The sequence below is a fragment of the Skermanella aerolata KACC 11604 genome (assembly GCF_000936425.1).
Classification (GTDB): Bacteria; Pseudomonadota; Alphaproteobacteria; order Azospirillales; family Azospirillaceae; genus Skermanella; species Skermanella aerolata.
The window spans coordinates 21,884-45,658 of record NZ_AVFK01000022.1; the positions used below are offsets into that span (position 1 = coordinate 21,884).

The window sequence follows — 23,775 nt, forward strand, 5'->3', positions numbered from 1 at the left end:
ACTCCTGAACTTTCCGCATCGTGGGAGCGGGTTTCCGCCCGCTCCCACATCTCCACAGGAGGATGCGGGACAAAAATAAATGCCCAGGGAGGGCCTCGATGAATATCCATGAGTATCAGGCAAAGGCCCTGCTCAAGCGCTACGGTGTCGTCGTACCGCGCGGAGGAGTTGCCTTCAGCCCGGCGGAAGCCGAGAAGGTCGCCAACGAGCTGGGCGGTCCGATTTGGGTCGTAAAGTCCCAGATCCATGCGGGCGGCCGAGGCGCCGGCCGTTTCCAGAACAATCCCGAAGGGAAAGGCGGCGTCCGCGTCGTCAAGTCGGTCGCCGACGTGGCGGCCAATGCCGGCGAAATGCTGGGCCAGGTGCTTGTGACCAAGCAGACCGGACCCGCCGGCAAGGAAGTCAAGCGCCTCTACATCGAGGAAGGCTGCGACATCAAGCGCGAGCTGTATCTGGGCTTGCTGCTGGACCGCGCCACTTCCCGCGTCACCATCATGGCCTCGACCGAGGGCGGGATGGAGATCGAAGAGGTCGCCCACAACAATCCCGAGAAGATCCTGAAGGTCGCGGTCGATCCCGCCACCGGCATCTCCGGCTTCCATGCCCGCAAGATCGCCTTCGGCCTCGGCCTGGAAGGCAAGCAGGTCAACGCCGCCGTCAAGTTCGTCATGGCCGCCTACAAGGCCTTCGTCGAGCTGGACGCCTCAACGGTCGAGATCAACCCGCTGGTCGTGACCGGTGCGGGCGAGATCATCGCGCTCGACGCCAAGATGAACTTCGACGACAACGCCCTGTTCCGCCACAAGGACGTGGAAGAACTGCGCGATGCCGACGAGGAGGAAGCCTCCGAGCGCGAAGCGGCGAAGCACGAGCTGAACTACATCAAGCTCGACGGCAACATCGGCTGCATGGTCAACGGCGCCGGCCTTGCCATGGCGACGATGGACATCATCAAGCTGCACGGCGGCGAACCGGCCAACTTCCTCGATGTCGGCGGCGGCGCCACCAAGGAGCGGGTTACCACGGCGTTCAAGCTGATCCTGTCGGACAAGAACGTCGAAGGCATCCTGGTCAACATCTTCGGCGGCATCATGCGCTGCGACGTGATCGCGGAGGGCGTCGTCGCCGCCGCGCGCGAAGTCTCGCTCCACGTCCCGCTGGTGGTCCGTCTCGAAGGCACCAACGTCGACATGGGCAAGCGTATCCTGGCCGAGTCAGGCCTTCCCATCCTCTCCGCGGACGATCTTGGCGATGCGGCCAAGAAGATCGTCAGCGCCGTCCAGAGAAAGGCCGCCTGACATGTCGGTTCTCGTAAATTCAGAAACGCGGGTCATCTGCCAGGGCTTCACCGGCGCGCAGGGGACTTTCCACTCCGAGCAGGCGATCGCCTACGGCACCAACATGGTCGGCGGCGTCACCCCCGGTAAGGGCGGCACCAAGCACCTCGACCTGCCTGTGTTCGACACGGTGGCTCAGGCCGTCAACGACACCGGCGCCAACGCCAGCGTTATCTACGTCCCCCCGCCGTTCGCGGCCGACGCCATCCTGGAAGCCATCGACGCGCAGATCCCGCTGGTGGTCTGCATCACCGAAGGCATTCCCGTCCTCGACATGGTCAAGGTCCGGCGCGCCCTGGACGGTTCCGCTACCCGGCTGATCGGCCCCAACTGCCCTGGGATCATCACGCCGGACGAGTGCAAGATCGGCATCATGCCCGGCCACATCCATCGTCGCGGCAAGATCGGGATCGTTTCCCGTTCCGGCACGTTGACGTATGAAGCGGTGGCGCAGACGACGGCGGCCGGCCTTGGCCAGACCACCTGCATCGGCATCGGCGGCGATCCGGTCAACGGCACCAACTTCGTGGACAGCCTGGAGCTGTTCCTGAAGGACGACGAGACCGAAGGCATCATCATGATCGGCGAGATCGGCGGCGACGCCGAGGTCAAGGGTGCGGAGTTCATCAAGGCCAGCGGCACCAAGAAGCCGGTCGTCGGCTTCATCGCGGGCCGCACCGCACCGCCGGGCCGCCGCATGGGTCATGCCGGGGCCGTAATTTCCGGTGGTAATGACACGGCGGACTTCAAAGTACAGGCCTTGACGGCGGCGGGCATCCATATCGCCGACAGTCCGGCCAGCCTGGGACGCACCATGCTTGAAGCCATGGGTCGTTGACGGCAAGGCAAAGAAGACAAGAAGACAGGGGCAGGAAATCCATGGACACGGCCATTCCCAACGAACCCAACAACAAGCATCCCGGTTTGGGGCGCCGCAAGACCCGTGGGCTACCGAAGGGACGCCAGCTCGATCTGACGTCGTTGGCCGAGGTCCAGGAGCTACTGGGCGACAGGTCCAGGCAGCCGGACCTGCTGATCGAGCACCTGCACCTGCTCCAGGACCGCTATCATGCGCTGCATGCGCGCCATCTGGTGGCGCTGGCGTATGAAATGCGGCTGGCGCTGGTGGAAGTGTACGAGGTCGCCAGCTTCTACGCCCATTTCGACATCGTGATGGATGGCGAAGTCGCCCCGCCGCCCCTGACGATCCGGGTCTGCGACAGCCTGACTTGCGAGCTGAAGGGCGGCGCCGACCTGTTCTACGGGCTGCCCGACGCGGTCGGCCCGAATGTGCGGGTCATCCGTGCCCCATGCATGGGTGCCTGCCACAACGCGCCCGCCGTGGCGATCGGCCATGCGCTGCACGAGCACGCGACGGTGGAGAACGTCAAGGCCGCCGTCGATGCCGGGCATACCCACCCGCATATCCCCGACTACCACGGCTTCGACGATTACCGCGCCGGCGGCGGCTACAAGCTGCTGGAAGAATGCCTGGACGGCACCCGCGACCTTGAAGGCATCCTGACGACCCTGGAAGGCTCCAGCCTGCGCGGCCTCGGCGGCGCAGGGTTCCCGACCGGCCGCAAATGGCGCTTCGTCCGCGCCGAGCCCGGCCCGCGCCTGATGGCGATCAACGGGGACGAGGGCGAGCCCGGCACCTTCAAGGACCGCCACTATCTGGAAACCGACCCCAACCGCTTCCTGGAAGGGACGCTGATCGGCGCCTGGGCGGTCGAGGCGACCGACGTCTATATCTACCTGCGCGACGAATATCCGCAGTGCCGCGAGATCCTGGACCGCGAGATCGCCAGGGTCGAGCAGGCCGGTCTCAGCCGGCACACCAAGATCCACATGCGGCGCGGCGCCGGCGCCTATATCTGCGGCGAGGAATCGGCGATGCTGGAAAGCATCGAGGGCAAGCGCGGCCTGCCGCGCCACAAGCCGCCGTTCCCGTCCCAGGTCGGTCTGTTCGGCCAGCCGACGCTGATCAACAACATCGAGACGGTCTTCTGGGTCCGCGACATCGTGGAGAAGGGACCGGAGTGGTGGTCGAGCCACGGCCGCAACGGACGCAAGGGCCTGCGCAGCTATTCCGTCTCCGGCCACGTCAAGGAGCCCGGCGTCAAGCTGGCACCGGCTGGCGTCACCATCACCGAACTGATCGATGAGTTCTGCGGCGGGATGGAGGACGGGCACACCTTCAAGGGTTACCTTCCCGGCGGCGCTTCCGGCGGCATCCTTCCGGCCAGCATGTCCGACATCCCGCTGGACTTCGGCACGCTGGAGCAGCACGGCTGCTTTATCGGCTCGGCGGCGGTCGTCGTGCTGTCCGACAAGGACGACATGAAACGGGTCGGCCTCAACCTGATGAAGTTCTTCGAGGATGAGAGCTGCGGCCAGTGCACCCCCTGCCGGGCCGGCACCGAGAAGGCGGTCAAGCTGCTGGAGCAGCCAAGCTGGAACCAGCCCCTGCTGGGCGAGTTGGCGAAGGTTATGACATCAGCCTCGATCTGCGGCCTGGGTCAGGCGGCGATGAACCCGATCAAACAGATAATGAAGCATTTTCCGGAGGACCTGACATGAGCGAGGCGATCCGATTTTTCCTGGACGGTGAAGAGGTCGAAGCCCGCCCCGGCGAGACCATCTGGCAGGTCGCCAACCGTCGCGGCACCGAGATCCCGCACCTCTGCTACACTCCGGCGCCGGGCTACCGTCCCGACGGCAACTGCCGCGCCTGCATGGTCGAGGTGGAAGGCGAACGCGTCCTGGCCGCGAGCTGCATCCGCAAGCCGCAGCAGGGCATGAAGGTCAATACCGCCAGCGAGAGCGCCAAGTCGGCGCGCAAGCTGGTGTTCGAACTGCTGGTCGGCGACCAGCCCGCCCGCGAGGAAGCCCACGACCCCGATTCCCGCTTCTGGAACTGGGCCGACAAGCTGGAGGTCTCCGACAGCCGCTTCCCCGGCCGCGACCCGGCCCCGGCCAAGGACTTCAGCCATTCCGCGATGGCGGTGCAGCTCGATGCCTGCATCCAGTGCAACCTGTGCGTCCGCGCCTGCCGCGAGGTCCAGGTCAACGACGTGATCGGCATGGCGATGCGCGGCCACGCCGAGAAGATCGTCTTCGACTTCGACGATCCCATGGGCAACAGCACCTGCGTCGCCTGCGGCGAGTGCGTCCAGGCCTGCCCGACCGGCGCCCTGATGCCGGCGACCCAGGTGGATAAGCAGACCGGCGTGTTCTCGGCGGCGCCCGACCGCAAGGTGGACAGCGTCTGCCCGTATTGCGGCGTCGGCTGCCAGCTTACCTACAACATCAAGGACGACAAGCTGCTGTCGGTGACCGGCCGCGACGGTCCGTCCAACCAGAACCGCCTGTGCGTCAAGGGCCGCTTCGGCTTCGATTACGTCCACCACGAGGACCGCCTGACCGTGCCGCTGATCCGGCGCGAGGGCGTGTCCAAGCACGACGTCGATATCGACCCGGAGAACCCGCTGACCCATTTCCGGCAGGCGAGCTGGGAAGAGGCGCTGGACGTGGCGGCCAAGGGCCTTAAGAAGATCCGCGACGAACGCGGCGGCGACGCGCTGGCCGGTTTCGGGTCGGCCAAGGGGTCGAACGAGGAAGCCTACCTGTTCCAGAAGCTGGTGCGGACGGGCTTCGGCACAAACAACGTCGATCACTGCACCCGCCTGTGCCACGCGTCTTCCGTCGTGGGGCTGATCGAGGGCATCGGATCGGGCGCCGTGACGGCGCCGTTCATGTCGGCCAAGGACGCCGAGGTGATCATCGTGATCGGCGCCAACCCGACCGAGAACCATCCCGTCGCCGCGACCTTCTTCAAGAACGCGGTCGAGCGCGGCGCCAAGCTGGTGGTGATGGACCCGCGCGGCCATGCGCTGAAGCGGTTCGCCACCCACATGCTTCAGTTCAAGCCCGGCCGCGACGTGGCGATGCTGAACGCCATCCTCAACGTCATCATCACCGAGGGTCTGTACGACCAGCAATACGTTCAGGCCAATACCGAAGACTTCGCGGAACTGAAGGAGCACATCAAGGAATACACGCCGGAGAAGATGGCGGAGATCTGCGGCATCGATGCCGCCGAGCTGCGCACCGTGGCGCGGCTCTACGCCCGGTCCGAAGCCTCCATCATCTTCTGGGGCATGGGCGTCTCGCAGCACATCCACGGCACCGACAACGTGCGTTGCCTGATCGCGATGGCGCTGACGACAGGACAGATCGGCCGCCCCGGCACCGGCCTGCATCCGCTGCGCGGCCAGAACAACGTGCAGGGCGCATCCGACGCCGGCCTGATCCCGATGGTGTTCCCCGACTACCAGCCGGTGGACAAGCCCAAGGTCCGCGAGTTCTACGAGGACCTGTGGGGCACCAAGCTGCCGGGCGTGCGCGGGTTGACGGTGGTCGAGATCATGGACGCGATCCATGACGACAAGATCAGCGGCATGTACATCATGGGCGAAAACCCAGCCATGTCCGACCCGGACGTCAGCCACGCCCGCGAGGCGCTGGCCAAGCTCGACCATCTGGTGGTGCAGGACATCTTCCTGACCGAGACGGCCAAGTACGCCGACGTGGTGCTTCCGGCCTCCGCCTGGCCGGAAAAGGACGGGACGGCGACCAACACCAACCGTCAGGTCCAGCTTGGCCGCAAGGCGCTGCCGATGCCGGGCGAGGCGCGGGAAGACTGGATCATCGTCACCGAACTGGCGAACCGTCTGGGCCAGAACTGGACCTATAGCCATCCGCGCGAGATCTTCGCCGAGATGACGAAGGCGATGCCGTCGCTGGCGAACATCACCTGGGAACGGCTGGAGCGCGAAGGCTCCGTGACATATCCGTGTGATGCTCCCGACCAGCCGGGCCATGAGATCGTGTTCGGCAACGGCTTCCCGACCGAGACGGGCAGGGGCCGGCTGGTGCCAGCGGCAATCATCCCGCCGGCGGAGGAGCCGGACGCGGAATATCCGATGGTGCTGACCACCGGCCGCCAGCTCGAGCACTGGCACACCGGGGCGATGACCCGCCGGTCGCAGGTGCTGGACGACATCGAGCCGGAAGCGGTCGCCTATATGTCGCCCGCCGACCTGCGGCGGCTGGGCATCGGGGCCGGCGACCGGATGACGGTGCGGACCCGGCGCGGATCGGTCGAACTGGTGGCGCGAGCCGACTACGCCATCCCGACCGGCCTGGTCTTCATGCCGTTCTGCTACGCGGAGGCGGCGGCCAACGTGCTGACCAACCCGCAGCTCGACCCCTTCGGCAAGATCCCGGAGTTCAAGTACTGCGCCGCGAAGGTCGAACCGGTGCGCGAGCACGCGGCCGCCGCGGAGTAAAACCCCGGCGCCGTGCGCGGTCCGCCCTTCTTCCCCTCCCAGGGCGGACCGCGCTTCTTTTCGACACGAGCAGACATTCCGCCGACCACACAGTCGAGGCGAGGCTCAAGCCCCCATGCGAAGCCAGGAAGAGACATTGATAAGGTCCGGCCCCGACTCCGATTCAGATCAGGCCGAAGCGAAGACGACTCCCAAGCAGGCCGAAGTCAAGCAGGCTGATCCCAAGACCGTCGATCCCCGTTCGCAGACGGTCCAGTCGCTGGTCCGTGCCCTCAACATCATGAGCATCCTGGGCGAAGCCGACGGTCCGATGTCGCTGACCGAACTCGCCCGCGCCGCCGAACTGTCGCCCTCCACCGCCCACCGCCTTCTGACGACCCTTCAGCAGGAGCGCTACGTCCGCTTCGACAGCGGCACCCGGAGCTGGTACGTCGGCGTCCAGGCCTTCATCGCCGGCAGCGGCTTCCTGAAGACCCGCAACATCGTAGACCTCGCCCGCCCGCGCATGCGGCAACTGATGGATCAGGCGAGCGAAACCGTCAATCTGGCGATCATCGAGAACCACGAAGTCGTATATCTGGCCCAGGTCGAATGCCACCAGATGATGCGAGCCCTCGCCCCTCCCGGCTCCCGCCTGCCGCTGCACTGCTCCGCCGCCGGAAAAGCCCTGCTCGCCCGCATGGCCCCGCACTACGTCAAGAGCCTGATGGAACAGCGCGGCATGCAACGCTTCACCGCGGCGACCCTGACGACGCTTGACGCGCTGGAGGCCGACCTGGAGGTCATTCGGACGCGCGCCTACGCGATCGACAACGAGGAGCACGCGATCGGGCTTCGGTGCGTCGCCGCGACGATCTACGACGAGCGCGCCCAGGCGATCGGGGCGCTGTCGGTGTCAGGACCGAAAGCGCGGGTGACGGACGAGCGCGTCGCGGCGCTGGGGGCGCTGGTGCGGCAGGCGGCTGCGATGGTGACGAACGAGCTGGGGGGCACGGCGCCGGGATAGGGGCCTATGTCCGGTTCAATGTGTTGCTTCTTTCAAAGCACTTCAGAATAAGGCTTGAGAGCACTCGCTGTCTTCGGCAAGGATTGGCGCAGGAGAGTATCTAAATATTCTTCGGCGGTCTTGGGAGGGTTCCTGAGCTTTTTATGGCATCTCTGAGCCGCAATCACGACTGCTGCATCATTCAGGTCAAATACCGATCTTATGAATTCATCCGGATGAATAGCCTCCAGGTTATACCTTGAGAGTTCGTTCTGCGGAAAGTCCTTCAGATTGAACGTCACGATTGCGTCAGCATGGCAATGGATCGCGGCTGCCACGACATGGCGGTCGTTCTCGTCGGGCAGGGTAACAGCGGGAATCAGGTGCTCGTACCCGCGAACCAAGCAATCCAGGACGCTTGCGTTCATAAATTCTCTTGTGCGTTGGAGCCGTTCGGCATTCAGATCCCGGCGATTGGCCAGCAGGTTCCCGATCCATTCATCGTGTATCGCATCGGTCCACTTCGCTTGAAAAAGATTTGCCGCCGCGAGTTCGATCAGCAAGTCTCGCAAGGGTGCTGGATACAAGACGCAGGCGTCATAGAGGACGACAAAGCCCGCCAAGATCAGTAGCCCAAACCCAGTTCCTGGGCTTCAGCCACAAGCTCGTTCATGGCCATCTCGCGTTTGGCGTCCATCTGATCCTTGTATGCCTTGAGGTCCTGGAACCTGATACGCCGGTGCGTTCCAACCTTGTGAAACCTCATTGCATTTTCCTCAAGCAGCCGCACAAGGTATGGGCGCGACACGTTCAGGTAATCCGCAGCTTCCTGCGTCGTCAGCTCAGCATGAACTGGTATCAAGGTGACGGCGTTGCCATGAGCCATTTCGGTCAACAGATGCTCAAGCAAACGAGCGGCGGCAACTGGCAGCGTCAGCACCCGCCCATCCTCCAACTGCACCCGAAGCGCATGATCCGGGCGGTTGGCCGCCAGAATGCGACTCGATTCCGCCGCTAAACGAGCATCCTCCTCGCTTGGCACGACAGTCCCCGCTTTTTCGATCAACGCACCCATGTCGCTTTCCCCTGCACAGATGGCACATGTATATGTGTCTTCCGGAGCGTAAACGCAATAACCGAAACGCGTGTGGTGCGCCGACTAGGGAGGAGGGGGTTGAAGGTTCGTGTCCTGCTTGGTCAGAGAAGGGGATGCAGGCTTCATACTCTTTAATCACTCTGACCCCTTTTTCCCCTGACCCCTTTTTCCTGCGGACCCCTTTTTCCTCGATCACGTTATGAGCCATCATGCGCGGCGATGCTGGGCATCGGTGCGCATCTAGGGGCCGTTTGTGCGAACGGAACGTAGGGGCACCCAGTCGATGGGATCAACTAACGTTAAGTCCGCAGATTTATAGGCGTGAAGGAGGCAATGCGATCCGACCTCCCCCACCTACGGGAGTGCGACCGTTCGTCAAAAACATCGGCATCGCCGCCACACGTTATATCACTCGCGCATCCTGGGCGCGTTGCCCAAGATCATGAACCCTGCTGCGCAACAGGTCGAAGCGCTTGACGGCCTTTGCGATCTTCTGCTGCCGTTGCCGGTCGAATGCTCCGCTAGGTGTTATTGGAACGCGCACCGTCAAATCCTTTGCGCGGGCTAGAAACAGTTTGGCCTCGTAAAGAAAGCCTCCCTGTTCAACAGCGCGTCGCAACTCGATCGCGAGGAAGTCTAGATCGATGGATTTCCGTCCGCGCGGCGTCTGGTGAACTGCAATAACGTCGTCCGTGATTACACAGCCTGCCTCACGCACGAACACCTTGCCGACAGATGCGCCATTGGCGTTGATCGACACGAAGCGTTCGTGCTCAACGGGAATATCATTCTCCAGGAGCCATTCCACAGAAATGGAACCCTTCGACATAGCTGCATCACGAAAACAACTGTAGACCACTATCGATCCTGGATTTGCTCTAATCTCTTCCGTTTTGATGCGATCCCCAGACCGCACATGGAAGTATTGCTCGTCATCTAATCGAATATCTTTGGTCGGACCATCTGCCGATAGAGCGGTAAGTTCCCTTTTGGCTCTGCTGAGTTCTTTTAGCAGTCCTTCCAAGTCATCGGTGACATCATTGAGCCAGTCGATCCGGTCGACTGCGGACTGTTTTTCACCTAGTGCAACCAGTTCCTGATCGGACCAGAACCTTGCGACATCCCACCGATCTGCCGCTGAGAAATCTGCTGCATCGCGCACCTTGGTAATGAGCGTCTCAGCCCTGTCAACCGAATGTTCATTGTATTGGCCGCGGTGACCACGGCCATGAAGTGCTACGAAGATTCCAGCGATCTGGTCGAGGTCGTTGTCTTCCGGAGTTGGTGCGCGATACCTGTCAAGCGTCTCACCGATAGTCCGAGCGATACCGCAGAGCACGGGAGGTCGCTCATCGGCGTCGGTATGGCGGCGCTCAAGTACGAGCAAATAGGTCTTCTGAGTAGTGTTGAAGAAGGTACCCTGTGGCAACTGAATGGACGCGAGTATGTTGCACTTTTGCAGGACCTTTATCCGAGGTCCCGCTTCGGTCCGATTGAGCAGGCCGAGCGGAACAATAACGAATGCGCGGCCTCCTGGTTTCAGTGCTCCAGTGATATAGCGAAGAAAAAGACTCTCTACACCTAAGCCGCTGCCGCCATAGTATTTTCTAAGATCAACTCCATTCTTCATTACCCCTTTAAGGTGCGCTAATTCTTTGGCGTAGACTCCACTGCCGTCGGTCACATAAGGTGGATTTGTGAGAATGACATCCACTGAGTCTCGTGGTGGATTCAACAATGATCCGAGTGTCTCATTTTCGTTCATCAGCAAGATGGTCTCAGCCATCGCCGCGTTTAGCCCTGCGAGCGTGGTGGTTGGGTCACGAATGCATTCGGCCAAATGAAGCATCATGTTTGCTTTGGCTAGGATATGGAGATCAGCTTCGACATCAATGCCAATCATGCGCACACGGAAGCACGGATGCCCATTGCGGAAAGTAATGTTGCCTTTAAGGTCGTCCTCAAAAAGAAGCGGCTCCAAGATGAAGCCACCGACACCTGCGGCTGGATCCAAAACCACGCTATTGTCTGGCAAGGCCCCCAGTTCGGCCATGCGGATAACAGGACGGACGACGTTACGCGGCGTGAAGAACTGCCCAAGCCTCTGTTGCCTAGCAGACCGTTTCAGGAATGTTTCGTAAAGTCGCAGTTTGAATTGTGGATCGATACGCGTCAGAGGTCCGAAGTCGTTGAAAGCGTGCAATATTTCCACAAAAGTTCTACTAAAAGTTGCGATGCCATCCGAAGAGGATCGCAGAAAAGCAAAACCGTTGATAACAGAGGTTTTAGAGACAACAGTTTGCAAGCCGAATAGGTGCCCTACATCGTCAGCATTGCAGACAACGTTATCTGGAAACAGCGTTTTTATGCGCGGCCGAATTTCCCGTATGTAGTATTCAATAGGAAGAACGCCATAGCGTTGCTTGAAGGCTGAGGGGTCCTCCAGAAGTTCGTAGAACTGATGGGCTCTCGGCAGTGCCGCCGTGGACAAGTTGTCCGATAAGAACTTCAACATGAAAATTTCGACGAAGGTGAGAAGGCATTGCCTCGGCTCTGCCTTCGTTGTGTGCCAAATGAGTTGCCACACCTTTTCAGCCAACAGCCCTGGATCTCGGACTGTGTCTGTGTCACCCCGCAGGAGATTGTGCAAAACTGCTGGATTAAGATCACGCTTTTCAGGAAATGGTATAATCCGTTGCGCCGTGATGGATGCGTTGACGTCTATGTAATGATAGGTGGTGCCATCGGTGTAGAACGCTACCGGCGTGGCGCAGGCGATCGCGTTGCAGAGCGCCTGCTCCGCCGCATACAACTGGTCCCTTTCGGTGAGGAAGGCGCCATGGTCTTTGTTTTCTCCGACTGCAACGGGCATGAGGTTATCCCCATCACGTTGGAGGAAGAGTTGGTCTGGCCTTAAATTCGCAGGATTTTTTGGAGGCTTGTAGCGCACCAGCGGGAATTTGATTTCAGTCGGCGGTGTAATCGTTACACCAAGGGTTGCGAGCGCCTTCAAAGTTGTGTTACCCAAGGAGAGACGCTCAAAAGCGCCAAACCGAGAGCCAACCAGTTTGCCCTGCTCCAGATACCTGTTCTGGACCAACTCTTCGTGCGCCATAAAATATCCCTATTGCCGCGATAAATTGTTCATTCTTACAGCTTTTGCGCGAAACCAATATCACCTATGAAAAAAAGAGGCTTATCTAGCGCAACAACATGTCATAATATGACTTAGTCAAAATATATTACTTTTGTCTTAATGCGATTTCGCGGACTCTACAACTTTTGAGGGATATAGTCGGTCTGCGACAGAGAAAAGGGGTCGAGAAAAGGGGTCAGAGTGAATTATTGACCAGTTCGCCCGGTCCATGGTATCGCTCTCTCCAGAAAACGGAGATTCCTACCATGCCGCGCCCCAGTCGCCTCATTCTACCGGACCATACACACCACATAGTCCAGCGTGGCAACAACCGGCAGGCGGTGTTCTTCAGCGAGGACGACCGGCAGGTTTTCCTGAAGTGGCTGGGTGAGGCGTTGGATGCAGAAGGATGCGCCCTCCACGCCTACGTGCTCATGACGAACCATTTCCATCTTGCGATCACCGCCGGCGGGGCCGACTCGATCCCGCGCCTCATGCAGTCGCTTGGGCGGCGCTATGTCTCGTATGTCAACCGGGAGTACCGACGCACGGGAACACTGTGGGAAGGGCGGTACAAATCGACCATCCTCGACAGCGAGAGCTATGTTCTCGTCTGCCATCGCTACGTCGAATCCAACCCGGTCCGCGCTGATTTGGTCTCCCGGCCCGAAGACTATCCCTGGTCGAGCTACCGGAACAACGCCTTGGGGACCAAAGACCCACTGCTTCGTGAGCACGCGACCTACACGGCACTCGGCGCCACCGTTGCCGCCCGCCGAGCCGCATATCGCGACCTGTTCGGCCCCGGCCTGACCGGCGAACAGGTGGAGACGATCCGCGACGCGACGCAAAGAGGCTGGGTGCCCGGCACCGACCGCTTTCGCCAACAGGTCGAACGCGCCCTTGGCCGCCGGGTCGATCCTCCCATGCGGGGTCGCCCGCCAAAGGCTTCCACCGACAAAACGTGGGCTGAGAGGGCATAGCTGTGGGCTTCCGACGGAGTGTCATTCCCGCTCATCATTCGCAATCCTTGCCTCCTGCTATGTGTTGGAGTGAATGACAACACCCTGAAGTGTTGTTACAAACTCCAACGTGAATGCCGAATTGCCGTTCCGCGAGCGACACCAGATCAGGGCTGACGCCTTCGTGGAACTGCTTATCTGGCGGGTACCGGGACCTGTGCGCGGTTCGACGCACGACTATAAATATGCGTTGGCCTATGTCGTCGCCGGGCATTGCGTAATCCGTTATGACAACGAGGCCGGCAAGGGCGATCACAAGCATATCGGTGATATGGAAATGCCGTATGCGTTTACCACTCCGGCAAAGCTGCTGGCGGATTTCTGGTTCGATGTGGATCAATGGAGGCTTGCATGAACACGGTGACACTCTCGATCGCGTCCCGCGAAGACGTGACGCAGCGGGCCTTGGCAGCGTTCGGCGGGGAACGGCAAGGCGCTCATATCTCGTTCGTGTCAGTCGAACTCCTGTGGCAGACTTTGACCCGGAAGCGCTGGGAGTTGCTGAAGTCGATGACCAGCGAGGGCGCCATGACGATCCGCGAGGCAGCCCGGCGCGTCGGCCGCGATGTCAAGGCGGTGCATGGAGATGTCCAGACGCTCCTCAACGCCGGTATTCTCGACCGTACCGCCGATGGCCGCGTCGTCTTCCCCTACGACGCCGTTCATGTCGATTTCACTCTGACCAAGGCGGCATGACGGAAAAAATCGACGTCCGCCACGCCAGCAAATTCAACTGGCAGCGTCACTCGCCGCCTTGCGTTTCGGGCTTGTCGCTCATGCCGTTGTACTTGGCTTCCAACCGGATGAGAACCTCATCAACTGGCGTGGTGCGCCCATCTTGACGGCTTTCTTCGATTGACCGGCGGATCTCAGCGATTTTGATCTGGCGGAGGTTTTCCCTGTCCTCCAGCATGCGCAGGCCGTCACGCACGACTTCCGACGCATTGTTGTATCGACCGCTTCTCAGTTGCTCGTCGATGAAGTTCTCAAAATGGCTGCCAAGGGCGAAGCTGCGCGGCATGAACTTTCTCCCACTGAGTTAGATAACTGTTATCATCAGTTATCTTTTCACGCAACGCTACCAGACGCTTCGTCTTCCCCCCTTACAACGCCGTTCGTGCCGATTTCATCCGGGTTCTCTCCTCGGTCAGACGCCGCAGCTTCCGCCGGAACAGCCTCCCCCAGAGCCTCCGCTGCGGAAGGCGCGCAGGATGGCGAACATCACGACGAACGGCGCCATGACGCCGAACACGAAGGCGGTCATCACCGGATCGATGATCAGCATCAGCGCCAGGAACGCCAGCGCCGCCAAGCCGATCTGTCTGGCTGGAATCCTCGCGACGGCGGACAGCGCGCGGTGGACGGCGCCCGGCTTCGGCGCTGGCTTCACCAGGGCCGGCGCCGCCGCGTGACGCTGGCGTAAGGCGGCGGCGGTCAGCCGCTCGACCACGCCGGATTCGGCTTCCAGCGCCGGCTGCTTTTCCCGAAGCACCGACAGCACCAGCGCGCCGACTTCGTCGTCCGACATCTCCGGGCGCAGGCGAAGGTGTATCCAGCGCCACGCCTTGGCAGCCTCCGCCGCATGGACCTTCCGTGCTCCGGCATCCGCTTCGACATCCTCTACGGTCAAGTAGGGCAGGGGAGGGACGGTCGTCGTATCGGCGGGCTTCATGGCAGGCATCCTCATCCATGGCACCGCATCGGGAACGCCGGCGGGCTGAAGCCGAGTATGCGCGCGGAACAGACGCCGGACACCGCGACCAATCGTCCGCCCGATACGGTTGCATTCAGAAAAAGCAGGAACCACCCGCTAACCCACATGTTGTAGAGCTAATGCAATATCCACTTACTCCCGGAGAATGATCGATGCGCGCAGTTTGCTGGCACGGAAAAGGTGACGTACGCGTCGATACTGTTCCCGATCCCAAAATTCAGCACCCGAGAGATGCAGTCATCAAGATTACCGCCTGCGCCATCTGCGGGTCGGATCTTCATTTGCTCGACGGCTATCAGCCGACGATGGAAAGTGGCGATATTCTCGGGCACGAAAACATGGGCGAAGTGGTGGAGGTCGGTTCCGAAGTCACCAACCTTCGGGTTGGCGACCGTGTCGTGGTGCCGTTCACGATCAGTTGCGGCCAGTGCTGGTTCTGCCAAAAGGGCCTGTTCTCGCTGTGCGACCGGACCAACCCCAATGCCGAGATGGCGATCAAGGCGATGGGGCACTCTCCCGCCGGGCTGTTCGGCTTCAGCCACATGCTGGGCGGCTACAGCGGCGGTCAGGCGGAATATCTGCGGGTGCCGATGGCCGATGTCGGGCCGATCAAGGTCCCGGACAGCATCACCGACGAGCAGGCGCTGTTCCTGTCCGACATCTTCCCGACCGGCTACATGGCGGCCGAGAACGCCCAGATCCAGGACGGCGACACCGTCGCGGTCTGGGGCTGCGGTCCCGTCGGCCAGTTCGCCATCCGCTCGGCGCTGATGATGGGCGCGGGCCGGGTGATCGCGATCGACGAAGTGCCGGAACGGCTCGCCATGGCCGAGGCCGGCGGCGCCGAGACGATCGACTTCTCCAAGACCGATGTCTATGACGAGCTGATGGCCCGCACCAACAAGCGCGGTCCCGATAGTTGCATCGACGCGGTCGGCTGCGAGGCCGCCGGCCACGGCGCCGCCGATGCGGTGTTCGACAAGGTCAAGGCGGCGGCTTTCCTGGCGACCGACCGGGTCCACGTGCTGCGTCAGGCGATCATGAGCTGCCGCAAGGGCGGCACGATCTCGATCCCCGGCGTCTATGTCGGCATGGGCGACAAGCTGCCGATCGGCGCCGCGATGAACAAGGGCCTGACTTTCAAGATGGGTCAGACCCACGTCCAGGCCTATACCAAGCCGCTGCTGGAAAAGATCGAGGCCGGCAAGATCGACCCCAGCTTCGTGGTCACCCACCCCGCCAGCCTGGAAGACGCGCCGGAGATGTATAAGAAGTTCCGCGACAAGAAGGACGGCGTCATCAAGGTGGTGCTGCGCCCCGGCCAGTTGTAAGCCGGGGCTGCACGGGTCGGCGGGTCAGAAGCCGGAAAGCACCAGCTTTCCCATGCTCTTGCCGCTTTCCAGGATGCCGTGAGCCTTGCGCAGGTTCGCGGCATCGATCCGGCCCAGTTCCTCCTTCAGCGTCGTCCGCAGGACGCCGGCGTCCACAAGGTCGGCGACCTCATTGAGCAGACGGTGCTGCTGCTGGATGTCCGGCGTGCCGAACAACGACCGGGTGAACATGAGCTCCCAGTGGACCGACACGCTCTTGCGCTTGAAGGGCACGATGTCCAGTACCTTCGGATCGTCGATCACCGCCACGGCGCCTTGCGGCTCGACGGCTTTGACGATGGCGGGGAGGTGCTGGTCGGTGGCATTCAGCGCCGCGACGTAGCGGACGGCGGGAATGCCGATTTTGCTCAGTTCCTCGTCCAGCGGGTTGTAGTGGTTGACGACGTGGTGCGCGCCCATCTCATGGCACCACGCGACCGTCTCGGGACGCGAGGCCGTGGCGATAACCGTCAGGCCGGTCAGCCGGCGGACTATCTGCGTCAGGATCGACCCGACGCCTCCGGCGCCGTTGACGATCAGGATGGCGCCTTCCTGCGTCTTGCTCCCATAGGGCACGCCCAGCCGGTCGAACAGCAGTTCCCAGGCGGTGATAGACGTCAGCGGCAGGGCGGCGGCCTGGGTGAACGACAGCGACGCCGGCTTGCGGCCGACGATCCGCTCGTCCACGGCATGGAACTCGCTGTTGGTGCCGGGACGGTCGAGCGCGCCAGCGTAGAACACCTCGTCGCCCTTTTTGAACAGCGTCACTTCCGATCCGACCGCCTCGACCGTTCCGGCGGCGTCGAAGCCCAGGACGCGGGCGGTGCCTTCCGGCGGCGTGGCGCTGTTCCGGACCTTGGTATCGACCGGGTTGACCGACACGGCCTCGACCTTGACTAGGATGTCGCGGGGGCGAAGCTCCGGCACCGGCAGTTCGATGTCGGTCAGCGCCTGTTCGTCGGCGATGGGGAGCGGCTTGTAGAAACCGATGGCTTTCATCCGGGGCGCCTCTGCTCTTGGGTTGTCCGTCGGGGTTAGATCTTCTCGACGGACTCTGGACGCGCCGGTCCGATTGGTGAAGCGCATAGTTCTTATCGTATCGATCAGTTTTTCGACTGGATGCTCGGAACCTCGATATCTTTACCATTGCCCGTCATCGTGCGCGGAAAACCTGTCCAGACTGTTCCGCACATGACGCCCGAAACGATCTCCCAAGCCCTTGCCATCGCCGTGGATCTGTTCGAAGCCGGCATCCACGACAGGGCCGAAGCCCTGCTGCGCCGGGTGCTCGCCGCCGATGGCTCCAACACCCAGGCGCTCTACGCGCTCGGCCGGCTGCTCCGGGACCTGGGGCGACCGGAGGAAGCGCTGGAGCCGCTGACCGCGTGCCTGTCGCTGCTGCCCGGCAGCGCCCCCGCAGCTCTCGCCTGCGCCGGCGCCCTGTCCGAACTGGGCCGCTTCGCCGCAGCGGTGGAGTTGCTGGACAAATCGGGTCCGGCGGCGGTGGACATCGACGCGATCAAGTCGCTCCTGGCGAAGGCCGGGGACCAGGCGAACCAGGAAGGCCGCGACGCCGAAGCCATCGGCTTCTACCGGCGTCTTGCCGGACTTTCCCCAGAGTCGGCCGCCGTCTGGGGAACGCTGGGTGCTGTCCTGCTCCGCTCGGGCGACTGGCGGGAGGCCGAAACCGCCCTTCGCCGCGCCGTCGACCTCGACCTCGAAGACGAGGGGCACGCCCGCCAGCTGGCCGACGCCCTGAAGTTCCAGGGCCGGCTGGAGGAAGTGCGGGAGCTTTACCGGCGGCACTGGGTTCCCCGGCGGGCGAGCCGGTGGTGGCCAAACGGCGGGTCGGCCGGCGGCTTTGCCGAAGTCTCCGGTTCGGCGGTTCGGGCCAGCATCACCAAGCTTACCCACGATGTCGAGCAGTTGACCTACCTGGACTCGCTCGGTCGCCTGCCCGCCGATGCCGCCGCCATGCTGCCGGCGCTCCGCGACCTTACGGCGGAGGTGATCCGGAGCGGACGCCGCCCCGGCGACGTGTTCACGCTGACGCCGGAACAACTCGCCCCTGTGCGGCCGGTCTACAACAGGATGGTCCATCTGGCCGATCCCAGGCTGGCTGACACCCATCTGGCCGACCCCGATGTAGAGGGCGCCGCCGTCCTCAACCCCGATCTCGACTGGTCGCGGATCGGGCGGGACTTCCGCGACAGCGTCGCCGGCTATGCCGTGATCGACGGGCTGCTCTCGCCGCAAGCGCTGGTCGGGTTGACGCGCTATTGCCTGGAATCGACGTTCTGGTTCGACCTGGAGCACCCTGGCGGCTATCTCGGCGCGTATCTCCAGGAAGGCTTCGACCACGACATCCTGTTCGCCATCGCGCGCGGGCTTCAGGCAGCCCTGCCGGACATCGTCGGCCCCCACGCCCTGCGGCAGGTCTGGGCCTTCAAATACGACCAGCGCCTGTCGGGCATCCCGCCGCACGCCGACGATGCCGCCGTCAACGTCAACCTGTGGATCGCTCCCGACGATGCCTGTCCGGACCCGGACGCCGGCGGCTTGCTGGTCTACCCGGTGAAGGTCCCGGCCGAGTGGAGTTTCGACGACTACAACTCGATCAACCCGCGGTTCGACGCCTTCATCCGTGAGCACGGCGGCACGCCGCACCGGATCGGCCACCGGCGCAACCGGGCGCTGCTGTTCAGTTCCGATGCCGTCCACGCGACCGAAAGCGTCGATTTCCGCCCCGGCTATCTCAACCGCCGCATCAATATCACCATGCTGTTCGGCTACCGGTAACTTTCCGCTCTTCACGCGGTCTCCATCGTGCAGCAAAGCATTAAGACTCTTTGTGATAAATGCGCCAAAAGAACTGGAGGAACCTATGGCGCTCTCGGAAAGCAATCGCGTGGATCTCGACCGGCAGATCGCATATAGCGGCATGGATGCGGATAGTTCCGTTCTCCTTCGCATGGTCCGGCCGACTATTCTGAAGGCGTTGCCGGGGATACTTGATCAGTTCTACGAACGAACAATGTCCACCCCGGAACTGGCGGAAAAGTTCGGCTCGGCGGAGGCGGTGCGTTGTGCCAAGGACGCCCAGGCGAAGCACTGGGCCGTGCTGTTCGACGGAAACTTCGACGCCTCGTACCAGTCCTCCGCCCGGCGCATCGGCTTCACGCATCATCGCATCGGTCTGACGCCGCAGTGGTACGTGTCGGGCTACGCCTTCGTGCTGGGGGAGTTGCTGGCCGCCGTCGCCGTTTCCCAGGGCAGCTTCCTGAGCACCGCGGGCAGCCGCCGCACCATCGCCGAGACGCTCGGCGCCGTCAGCCGCGCCGTGCTGCTCGACATGGAGGTCGCCATGTCCACCTATTGGGACGCCCTGTCCGCCGAGCGGGAAGAAGCGGTCAACATCATGATCGAGCGCATCGACCATCAGGTGATGGACACGATCGAAAGCGTCTCCAACCTGACCGGCGACCTCGTGACCAGTGCCCATACGATGACCGGCGTCACCGTTTCGGTCGGCCACGACACCGAAGCGGCGTCGGGCGCCGCCAACGAGGCGCTGGTGTCGGCGCAGACCGTCGCGTCGGCGGCGGAGGAACTTCACGCCTCCATCGCGGAGATCGCGGGGCAGGTCGGCCGTTCGTCGCACGCCGCCCGCGGCGCCGTCACCCGGATGAGCGAGGCCCGCGCCGTCGTGGACCGGCTCGGCCTTGCCGCGGAGGAGATCGGGCGCGTGGTCGAGATCATCGGAGAGATCGCGGCCCAGACCAACCTGCTGGCGCTCAACGCCACGATCGAGGCGGCCCGCGCGGGGGAAGCGGGCAAGGGTTTCGCCGTCGTAGCCGGCGAGGTCAAGAACCTCGCCAGCCAGTCGGCGCGGTCGGCGGAGGACATCACCAGCCGCGTCGCCACCATCCAGAAAGTCACCCGCGATACCGTCGGCATGATCGACGAGGTCTCCCACGCGATCGCCGAGATGGACGAGGTCGCCGCCGGGATCTCGGCGGCGGTGGAGGAACAGACGGCGGCCACCAGCGAGATCGCCCGCAACGTCAACGTCACGGCGGCCCGCGCTGGCGACGTCAACGATCTCATGGAATCGGTCGCCGGCAGCGTCGGCCGCGCCGACGAGGCGTCCCACGCCGTCAACGAAAGCGCGGGGCGGATGGAGGAGTCGATGACCAGCATGCGGAAGCTGCTGGTCAAGGCGGTCCGCACGTCGTCCAGGATCGCGGACCGCCGCACCAGGCGCCGCCACGCCGCCATGATCGACGCCGAAGTCGCCGTGGCGGGGCGGATCGAGAAGGTCATCCTGCACGACCTGTCGGAAGACGGCACGATGGTCGCCAGCGATACGCCGTGCAAGCCGGATACCCTGGTTACGCTGTCCATACCGTCGGAAGGCATCCGGCTGGATGCCGTCACGGTAGCCTGCACCAACGGCTACCATCACCTGCGGTTCACGAAGACGATGCTGCCGCCGGCTCAGGTGGAATCCCTGTCCAAGGCCAGCATCGGCCGCCTGATCGAAACGACCAAGAACGATCACCGCGTCTTCGTCGCCCGTATCGCCGAAGCCGTCAGGGGGGAGATCAAGCTCGCTCCGGCGGAACTCAGCACGCACCATACCTGCCGGCTCGGCCGCTGGTACGACAACGTCTCCGACGAGACGATGATCGGGCTGACGGCGTTCGCCGGCCTGCTCGAACCGCACCGGGACGTCCACCGCAAGGGCCGCGACGTGCTCGTCTCGCTGACGGAAGGCCGCCCAGCGGAGGCCGCCCAGCGCATGGCCGATCTGGAACGGCTGTCGCGGCAGGTAATCGACCTGCTCGACCGCCTGGGAGCCGAGTTCGTCCAAAGTGCTGCGGCGGCCGCCGCCTGACCGGTCATGCTTGTTCCGGGACGCCGGACCGCGCAGCACGACAAGCCGGGCAGCATCCCGACAATCCTTGTCGCCAAGGCGACAAGGCGGCAGGCGCATTCCTGGCCGCGCGATGGTGTTTCACCCTAAGGTACTGACAAGAAGAGGCTTTTCCCTGTGGCGCACAGCTTGCATCGAACCTTGTCCGCCTAATGAAACCGGGCGACGGTCCAACAGACTCCGCCCAGAGCGCTGGAAGCATGTCGCTTGCTCGGAAGGCTGGGCCTGACGGGGAAGCCGGCTTTCCCGGATGTCCCGAACACGATCATCTTGAACAATGGAGTAGCGACATGCCGATAGTGACACTCAAGCCGTCGGGCAAGACCATCGAGGCCGCCGAGGGTTCGACCCTTCTGGAAGCGATCGTCGCTTCGGGTGAGAAGTTCACCCACAAGTGCGGCGGCGAGGCCAAGTGCGGCCAATGCCACATCTACGTCCCGGAAGGACGCAAGACGCTGACCAAGATCCAGCGCCTGGAGAACGAAAAGCTGGACACCATCGTCGGCGTCGCGACGCCGTCGCGTCTCGCCTGTCAGGCCCGCCTCGGCACCGAAAACGTCACGGTCGAGATCCTCAGCTTCATCTGAGCCATCGGGCCGCGCCAAGTCCCCCCGGCGCGCCGATGCGTCGGGGGGACTTGGTCTTTCGATCGGATCACGACGCTTTGTGATCCGGCCACAGTGCAAGGAGGGAGCGTATCGTCTCCATGATCCGGTCCAGGTGCTCGCTGCCGACGGCGACGTTGAAGTCGCCATGCGCGGCCCTGTTCCGCACGTGAAGGATCTCGCGCATCGTGTCCGTCTCCTCCGGCGTCAGGTAACCTTCGGAAGCCAGCACCTCCAGCAGGCGCAAGGGCGTCTGGGGACGGGCCAGCAGGTCTGGGGCCAGAACACGTCCCGCCGCTTCGAAAGCGGCCCAGGCGGTCAAGAGCGCGGGCACTCCGCCCGCCGTGTCCATGATCTGGGAAAGGCCAGCGAGTACCTGACTAATGCTTTCCTTGGTCGCCACCCCGATTGCCGGATCGGCATTGCTTGACGGCGCATAATAGATTCGGAATTCCCAATCGCGATGCGGCGAAAAAAGCTCCTGAAGCTTTTTCGTTTTTCCAGTTCCCGGTCGGACAGGCGAAACGACTTCGATCGCGATGTTCTTGCCCGGCTTCAAAGCTACCGCATCAGGACGATAGCTGCCCATGAAGGGCGGAAGCACGAAGGGCGGGGGCTGCACGAGGACGTGATAGCCTTCGGCTTGCAGTGTCGGAACCAGACTCTCCAGGATTGATCGTTCCGAACTGCTGTCGAGCGAAGCCATCATTCGAGCTCCTCAAACGGGTTGTCAGAAAGACGCACATAAAGAAGGGGCTTGTCACCAACAATCGCTCCTTCCAGGATCGAGGAAGGAGAACCGAACTGAAACATCTTCTCCGGCTCGAATTTCTGAACCAGAACCCTCTCGACCTGATCGTCATCCATATAGATATGCTGACAAAGAGCATCCAGGATCGGCTTGACGATGTTGTCTATGTCGCCCGCCATTTCAGAGCCAGGAAAATAGAAAAGCGTAACCGATACCGGACCGCCGGTCGCGAAATGACCTTCGGGTAGAACTTCGACGGTGGCGTCTCTGATCCTGGATTTCCATCGATCGACGGACTCCCGTCGCTTTGCCTGGTGAGAGACTGCCGTGCCCGAAACAACGAATTCCAGAGGAAAATCAAGCTCCACAGCCATGCCTTCCATGCTGGACATTCCGGCTCCGGGTGCCATGGCGTCATTTGCCCTACTAGCCATAAATCAAAGCGGTTTCAATGGTGTGCATGCTCGATTCTCACCTATATCGTGCCAAAAGATACGAATAATCTTCTCAAACGTGCTTACAGAGAAAAAATTCTACCCAAGGCAGCATAAGACGGAGTGGAAACATGACCTCGACCACCGACAAGGCCGGCGTGATCGCACCGCCGCCGCTGCTGTTCGCGGGCGCCGTGGCGATCGGGCTGGCGCTGCACCACTGGGTCTTTCCAATCGGTTTCGGCCTGAGCCCCGGCATCCGGTACGCGTCAGGCGGTCTGCTTATCGTGGCGGCGCTGGCTATCGCTCTCTCCGCCATACGTCTGTTCGGCAAGGCCGGCACGCATGTCGAGCCGTGGAAGCCGTCCACGGCACTGGTCACCGGCGGGGTCTATCGTTACACGCGCAACCCGATGTACCTGGGCATGGCGCTGATGCATGTCGGGCTGTCGCTGATCTTCGACAGCGTCACGCTGCTGCTGATGCTCGTTCCGTTCCTTGTGGTAATCCGCTACGGGGTGATCGCGCGGGAGGAACGCTACCTCACGTCCAAGTTCCCGATCGACTACCCTGCCTTCCAGAAGCGCGTCCGGCGCTGGTTCTGACCGGAAAGGATATCCGACCATGAAAGACCTGTCGCGCCGGTCGCTCCAGGCGGCCGTCGCCGTGCTGAGCCTGATCCCGATCGGAGCGGGGGCGGCGGGCGTGCTGCTGGGGCCGGCGATGGTGGATGCCGCCTTGGCGGTCCCGGTCGATCTCGACAGCCATTTCCGCTACCTGTCCGGCATCTTCCTGGCGCTCGGAGTCGTGTTCATTTCGACCGTTCCCGCGATCGAGCGCCGTTCGGGACGCTTCCGGCTTGCCGGTGCGCTGGTGGTCTGCGGCGGACTGGCGCGGGCGCTGTCGATGGCGGTCCATGGGGTTCCGTCGCTGCCGCATCTCGCCGGGCTGGGGATGGAACTGGGCGTGATGCCGGCGCTTCTGATCTGGCAGTGGAGCGTCGCGAGTCGCAGCGGCGGCGGCGGCTGAATACCC

General features: G+C 62.6%; 21 protein-coding genes and 1 pseudogene. 14 read left to right on the top strand and 8 right to left on the bottom strand.

The annotated features are described in order from the left end of the window. Positions 1 to 98 precede the first annotated feature (98 nt). The 5 genes from sucC to N826_RS23290 all read left to right on the top strand — a co-directional run bounded on the left by sucC (position 99) and on the right by N826_RS23290 (position 7,697). Positions 99 to 1,298, top strand: a complete 1,200-nt coding sequence (gene sucC, locus N826_RS23270) for an ADP-forming succinate--CoA ligase subunit beta (RefSeq protein ID WP_044432739.1) — start codon at positions 99 to 101, stop codon at positions 1,296 to 1,298. 1 nt (position 1,299) lies between these two features. Beyond that, complete coding sequence (sucD, locus tag N826_RS23275; protein ID WP_044432742.1) at positions 1,300 to 2,175, top strand: succinate--CoA ligase subunit alpha; 876 nt, start codon at positions 1,300 to 1,302, stop codon at positions 2,173 to 2,175. Between the two features lie 41 nt (positions 2,176 to 2,216). Next, positions 2,217 to 3,920, top strand: a complete 1,704-nt coding sequence (locus tag N826_RS23280) for an NADH-ubiquinone oxidoreductase-F iron-sulfur binding region domain-containing protein (RefSeq protein ID WP_044432744.1) — start codon at positions 2,217 to 2,219, stop codon at positions 3,918 to 3,920. Beyond that, the gene (gene fdhF / locus N826_RS23285; protein ID WP_044432745.1) at positions 3,917 to 6,691 is read left to right on the top strand and encodes a formate dehydrogenase subunit alpha; all 2,775 of its coding nucleotides are present in this window, start codon (positions 3,917 to 3,919) and stop codon (positions 6,689 to 6,691) included. The genes N826_RS23280 and fdhF overlap by 4 nt, the downstream gene beginning before the upstream one ends. Before the next feature lie 115 nt (positions 6,692 to 6,806). After that, positions 6,807 to 7,697: an IclR family transcriptional regulator gene (locus N826_RS23290; protein ID WP_084721078.1), complete on the top strand. Its 891-nt coding sequence runs from the start codon at positions 6,807 to 6,809 to the stop codon at positions 7,695 to 7,697. Positions 7,698 to 7,729: 32 nt separating this feature from the next. Here N826_RS23290 and N826_RS23295 read toward each other — a convergent pair whose 3' ends face one another. The 3 genes from N826_RS23295 to N826_RS23305 all read right to left on the bottom strand — a co-directional run bounded on the left by N826_RS23295 (position 7,730) and on the right by N826_RS23305 (position 11,887). Further along, the gene (locus tag N826_RS23295; RefSeq protein WP_244619674.1) at positions 7,730 to 8,299 is read right to left on the bottom strand and encodes a PIN domain-containing protein; all 570 of its coding nucleotides are present in this window, start codon (positions 8,297 to 8,299) and stop codon (positions 7,730 to 7,732) included. Between the two features lie 2 nt (positions 8,300 to 8,301). Further along, positions 8,302 to 8,751 carry a helix-turn-helix domain-containing protein gene (locus tag N826_RS23300; protein ID WP_044432748.1) on the bottom strand — a complete coding sequence of 150 codons (450 nt, stop codon included), beginning with the start codon at positions 8,749 to 8,751 and terminating at the stop codon, positions 8,302 to 8,304. Positions 8,752 to 9,175: 424 nt separating this feature from the next. Further along, complete coding sequence (locus N826_RS23305) at positions 9,176 to 11,887, bottom strand: HsdM family class I SAM-dependent methyltransferase (RefSeq protein ID WP_044432751.1); 2,712 nt, start codon at positions 11,885 to 11,887, stop codon at positions 9,176 to 9,178. Positions 11,888 to 12,174: 287 nt separating this feature from the next. Here N826_RS23305 and N826_RS23310 point away from each other — a divergent pair, with 287 nt between their 5' ends. From N826_RS23310 to N826_RS23320, 3 genes and pseudogenes are all read left to right on the top strand, one after another. Continuing rightward, positions 12,175 to 12,891, top strand: a complete 717-nt coding sequence (locus N826_RS23310) for a transposase (RefSeq protein WP_044432753.1) — start codon at positions 12,175 to 12,177, stop codon at positions 12,889 to 12,891. A 106-nt stretch (positions 12,892 to 12,997) separates the two neighbouring features. Continuing rightward, positions 12,998 to 13,285: pseudogene (locus N826_RS23315) on the top strand (toxin-antitoxin system TumE family protein); the annotation flags it as partial. Beyond that, positions 13,282 to 13,626 (top strand): HVO_A0114 family putative DNA-binding protein, encoded by a 345-nt coding sequence (locus N826_RS23320; RefSeq protein ID WP_044432757.1) that lies wholly within the window; start codon positions 13,282 to 13,284, stop codon positions 13,624 to 13,626. The pseudogene N826_RS23315 and the gene N826_RS23320, both read left to right, overlap by 4 nt. A gap of 46 nt (positions 13,627 to 13,672) precedes the next feature. Here the strand turns inward: N826_RS23320 and N826_RS23325 are convergent, their stop codons facing one another. After that, positions 13,673 to 13,951, bottom strand: coding sequence for a type II toxin-antitoxin system ParD family antitoxin (locus tag N826_RS23325; RefSeq protein WP_044432758.1), 279 nt, complete (start codon positions 13,949 to 13,951; stop codon positions 13,673 to 13,675). 126 nt (positions 13,952 to 14,077) lie between these two features. Further along, positions 14,078 to 14,602: a hypothetical protein gene (locus N826_RS23330; protein WP_044432759.1), complete on the bottom strand. Its 525-nt coding sequence runs from the start codon at positions 14,600 to 14,602 to the stop codon at positions 14,078 to 14,080. Between the two features lie 194 nt (positions 14,603 to 14,796). On the opposite strand from N826_RS23330, the gene N826_RS23335 reads away from it, so the two are divergent. Beyond that, entirely contained in the window at positions 14,797 to 15,975 is a 1,179-nt protein-coding gene (locus N826_RS23335; RefSeq protein ID WP_044432760.1) for a zinc-dependent alcohol dehydrogenase, read from the top strand. Between the two features lie 24 nt (positions 15,976 to 15,999). Here the strand turns inward: N826_RS23335 and N826_RS23340 are convergent, their stop codons facing one another. Continuing rightward, positions 16,000 to 17,013, bottom strand: coding sequence for a zinc-binding alcohol dehydrogenase family protein (locus N826_RS23340; RefSeq protein ID WP_044432761.1), 1,014 nt, complete (start codon positions 17,011 to 17,013; stop codon positions 16,000 to 16,002). 192 nt (positions 17,014 to 17,205) lie between these two features. Between N826_RS23340 and N826_RS23345 the strand changes: the two genes are divergently transcribed. From N826_RS23345 to N826_RS23355, 3 genes are all read left to right on the top strand, one after another. Then, entirely contained in the window at positions 17,206 to 18,813 is a 1,608-nt protein-coding gene (locus N826_RS23345; RefSeq protein ID WP_044432762.1) for a tetratricopeptide repeat protein, read from the top strand. Between the two features lie 85 nt (positions 18,814 to 18,898). Then, positions 18,899 to 20,911 (top strand): protoglobin domain-containing protein, encoded by a 2,013-nt coding sequence (locus N826_RS40430; protein ID WP_052831888.1) that lies wholly within the window; start codon positions 18,899 to 18,901, stop codon positions 20,909 to 20,911. Between the two features lie 329 nt (positions 20,912 to 21,240). Beyond that, positions 21,241 to 21,537 (top strand): 2Fe-2S iron-sulfur cluster-binding protein, encoded by a 297-nt coding sequence (locus N826_RS23355; RefSeq protein WP_044432764.1) that lies wholly within the window; start codon positions 21,241 to 21,243, stop codon positions 21,535 to 21,537. A 67-nt stretch (positions 21,538 to 21,604) separates the two neighbouring features. Here the strand turns inward: N826_RS23355 and N826_RS23360 are convergent, their stop codons facing one another. Further along, complete coding sequence (locus tag N826_RS23360; protein WP_147040943.1) at positions 21,605 to 22,264, bottom strand: hypothetical protein; 660 nt, start codon at positions 22,262 to 22,264, stop codon at positions 21,605 to 21,607. Further along, positions 22,261 to 22,698, bottom strand: coding sequence for a RusA family crossover junction endodeoxyribonuclease (locus tag N826_RS23365; protein WP_211099358.1), 438 nt, complete (start codon positions 22,696 to 22,698; stop codon positions 22,261 to 22,263). Before N826_RS23365 ends, N826_RS23360 begins: the two co-directional genes overlap by 4 nt. Positions 22,699 to 22,871: 173 nt before the next feature. Here N826_RS23365 and N826_RS23370 point away from each other — a divergent pair, with 173 nt between their 5' ends. After that, the gene (locus N826_RS23370; RefSeq protein WP_044432769.1) at positions 22,872 to 23,345 is read left to right on the top strand and encodes a methyltransferase family protein; all 474 of its coding nucleotides are present in this window, start codon (positions 22,872 to 22,874) and stop codon (positions 23,343 to 23,345) included. Positions 23,346 to 23,364: 19 nt separating this feature from the next. Next, positions 23,365 to 23,769, top strand: coding sequence for a DUF4345 domain-containing protein (locus tag N826_RS23375; protein ID WP_044432772.1), 405 nt, complete (start codon positions 23,365 to 23,367; stop codon positions 23,767 to 23,769). Positions 23,770 to 23,775 lie beyond the last annotated feature (6 nt).

What these genes read in the sequence shown, in the direction of transcription:
- sucC (WP_044432739.1), top strand. Translation starts at nt 99, where the DNA reads ATGAATATCCATGAGTATCAGGCAAAGGCCCTGCTCAAGCGCTACGGT.
- N826_RS23335 (WP_044432760.1), top strand. Translation starts at nt 14,797, where the DNA reads ATGCGCGCAGTTTGCTGGCACGGAAAAGGTGACGTACGCGTCGATACT.
- sucD (WP_044432742.1), top strand. Translation starts at nt 1,300, where the DNA reads ATGTCGGTTCTCGTAAATTCAGAAACGCGGGTCATCTGCCAGGGCTTC.
- N826_RS23365 (WP_211099358.1), bottom strand. Translation starts at nt 22,698, where the DNA reads ATGTCCAGCATGGAAGGCATGGCTGTGGAGCTTGATTTTCCTCTGGAA.
- fdhF (WP_044432745.1), top strand. Translation starts at nt 3,917, where the DNA reads ATGAGCGAGGCGATCCGATTTTTCCTGGACGGTGAAGAGGTCGAAGCC.
- N826_RS23290 (WP_084721078.1), top strand. Translation starts at nt 6,807, where the DNA reads ATGCGAAGCCAGGAAGAGACATTGATAAGGTCCGGCCCCGACTCCGAT.
- N826_RS23375 (WP_044432772.1), top strand. Translation starts at nt 23,365, where the DNA reads ATGAAAGACCTGTCGCGCCGGTCGCTCCAGGCGGCCGTCGCCGTGCTG.
- N826_RS23280 (WP_044432744.1), top strand. Translation starts at nt 2,217, where the DNA reads ATGGACACGGCCATTCCCAACGAACCCAACAACAAGCATCCCGGTTTG.
- N826_RS23370 (WP_044432769.1), top strand. Translation starts at nt 22,872, where the DNA reads ATGACCTCGACCACCGACAAGGCCGGCGTGATCGCACCGCCGCCGCTG.
- N826_RS23340 (WP_044432761.1), bottom strand. Translation starts at nt 17,013, where the DNA reads ATGAAAGCCATCGGTTTCTACAAGCCGCTCCCCATCGCCGACGAACAG.
- N826_RS23305 (WP_044432751.1), bottom strand. Translation starts at nt 11,887, where the DNA reads ATGGCGCACGAAGAGTTGGTCCAGAACAGGTATCTGGAGCAGGGCAAA.
- N826_RS23320 (WP_044432757.1), top strand. Translation starts at nt 13,282, where the DNA reads ATGAACACGGTGACACTCTCGATCGCGTCCCGCGAAGACGTGACGCAG.
- N826_RS23300 (WP_044432748.1), bottom strand. Translation starts at nt 8,751, where the DNA reads ATGGGTGCGTTGATCGAAAAAGCGGGGACTGTCGTGCCAAGCGAGGAG.
- N826_RS40430 (WP_052831888.1), top strand. Translation starts at nt 18,899, where the DNA reads ATGGCGCTCTCGGAAAGCAATCGCGTGGATCTCGACCGGCAGATCGCA.
- N826_RS23310 (WP_044432753.1), top strand. Translation starts at nt 12,175, where the DNA reads ATGCCGCGCCCCAGTCGCCTCATTCTACCGGACCATACACACCACATA.
- N826_RS23355 (WP_044432764.1), top strand. Translation starts at nt 21,241, where the DNA reads ATGCCGATAGTGACACTCAAGCCGTCGGGCAAGACCATCGAGGCCGCC.
- N826_RS23325 (WP_044432758.1), bottom strand. Translation starts at nt 13,951, where the DNA reads ATGCCGCGCAGCTTCGCCCTTGGCAGCCATTTTGAGAACTTCATCGAC.
- N826_RS23360 (WP_147040943.1), bottom strand. Translation starts at nt 22,264, where the DNA reads ATGATGGCTTCGCTCGACAGCAGTTCGGAACGATCAATCCTGGAGAGT.
- N826_RS23330 (WP_044432759.1), bottom strand. Translation starts at nt 14,602, where the DNA reads ATGAAGCCCGCCGATACGACGACCGTCCCTCCCCTGCCCTACTTGACC.
- N826_RS23345 (WP_044432762.1), top strand. Translation starts at nt 17,206, where the DNA reads ATGACGCCCGAAACGATCTCCCAAGCCCTTGCCATCGCCGTGGATCTG.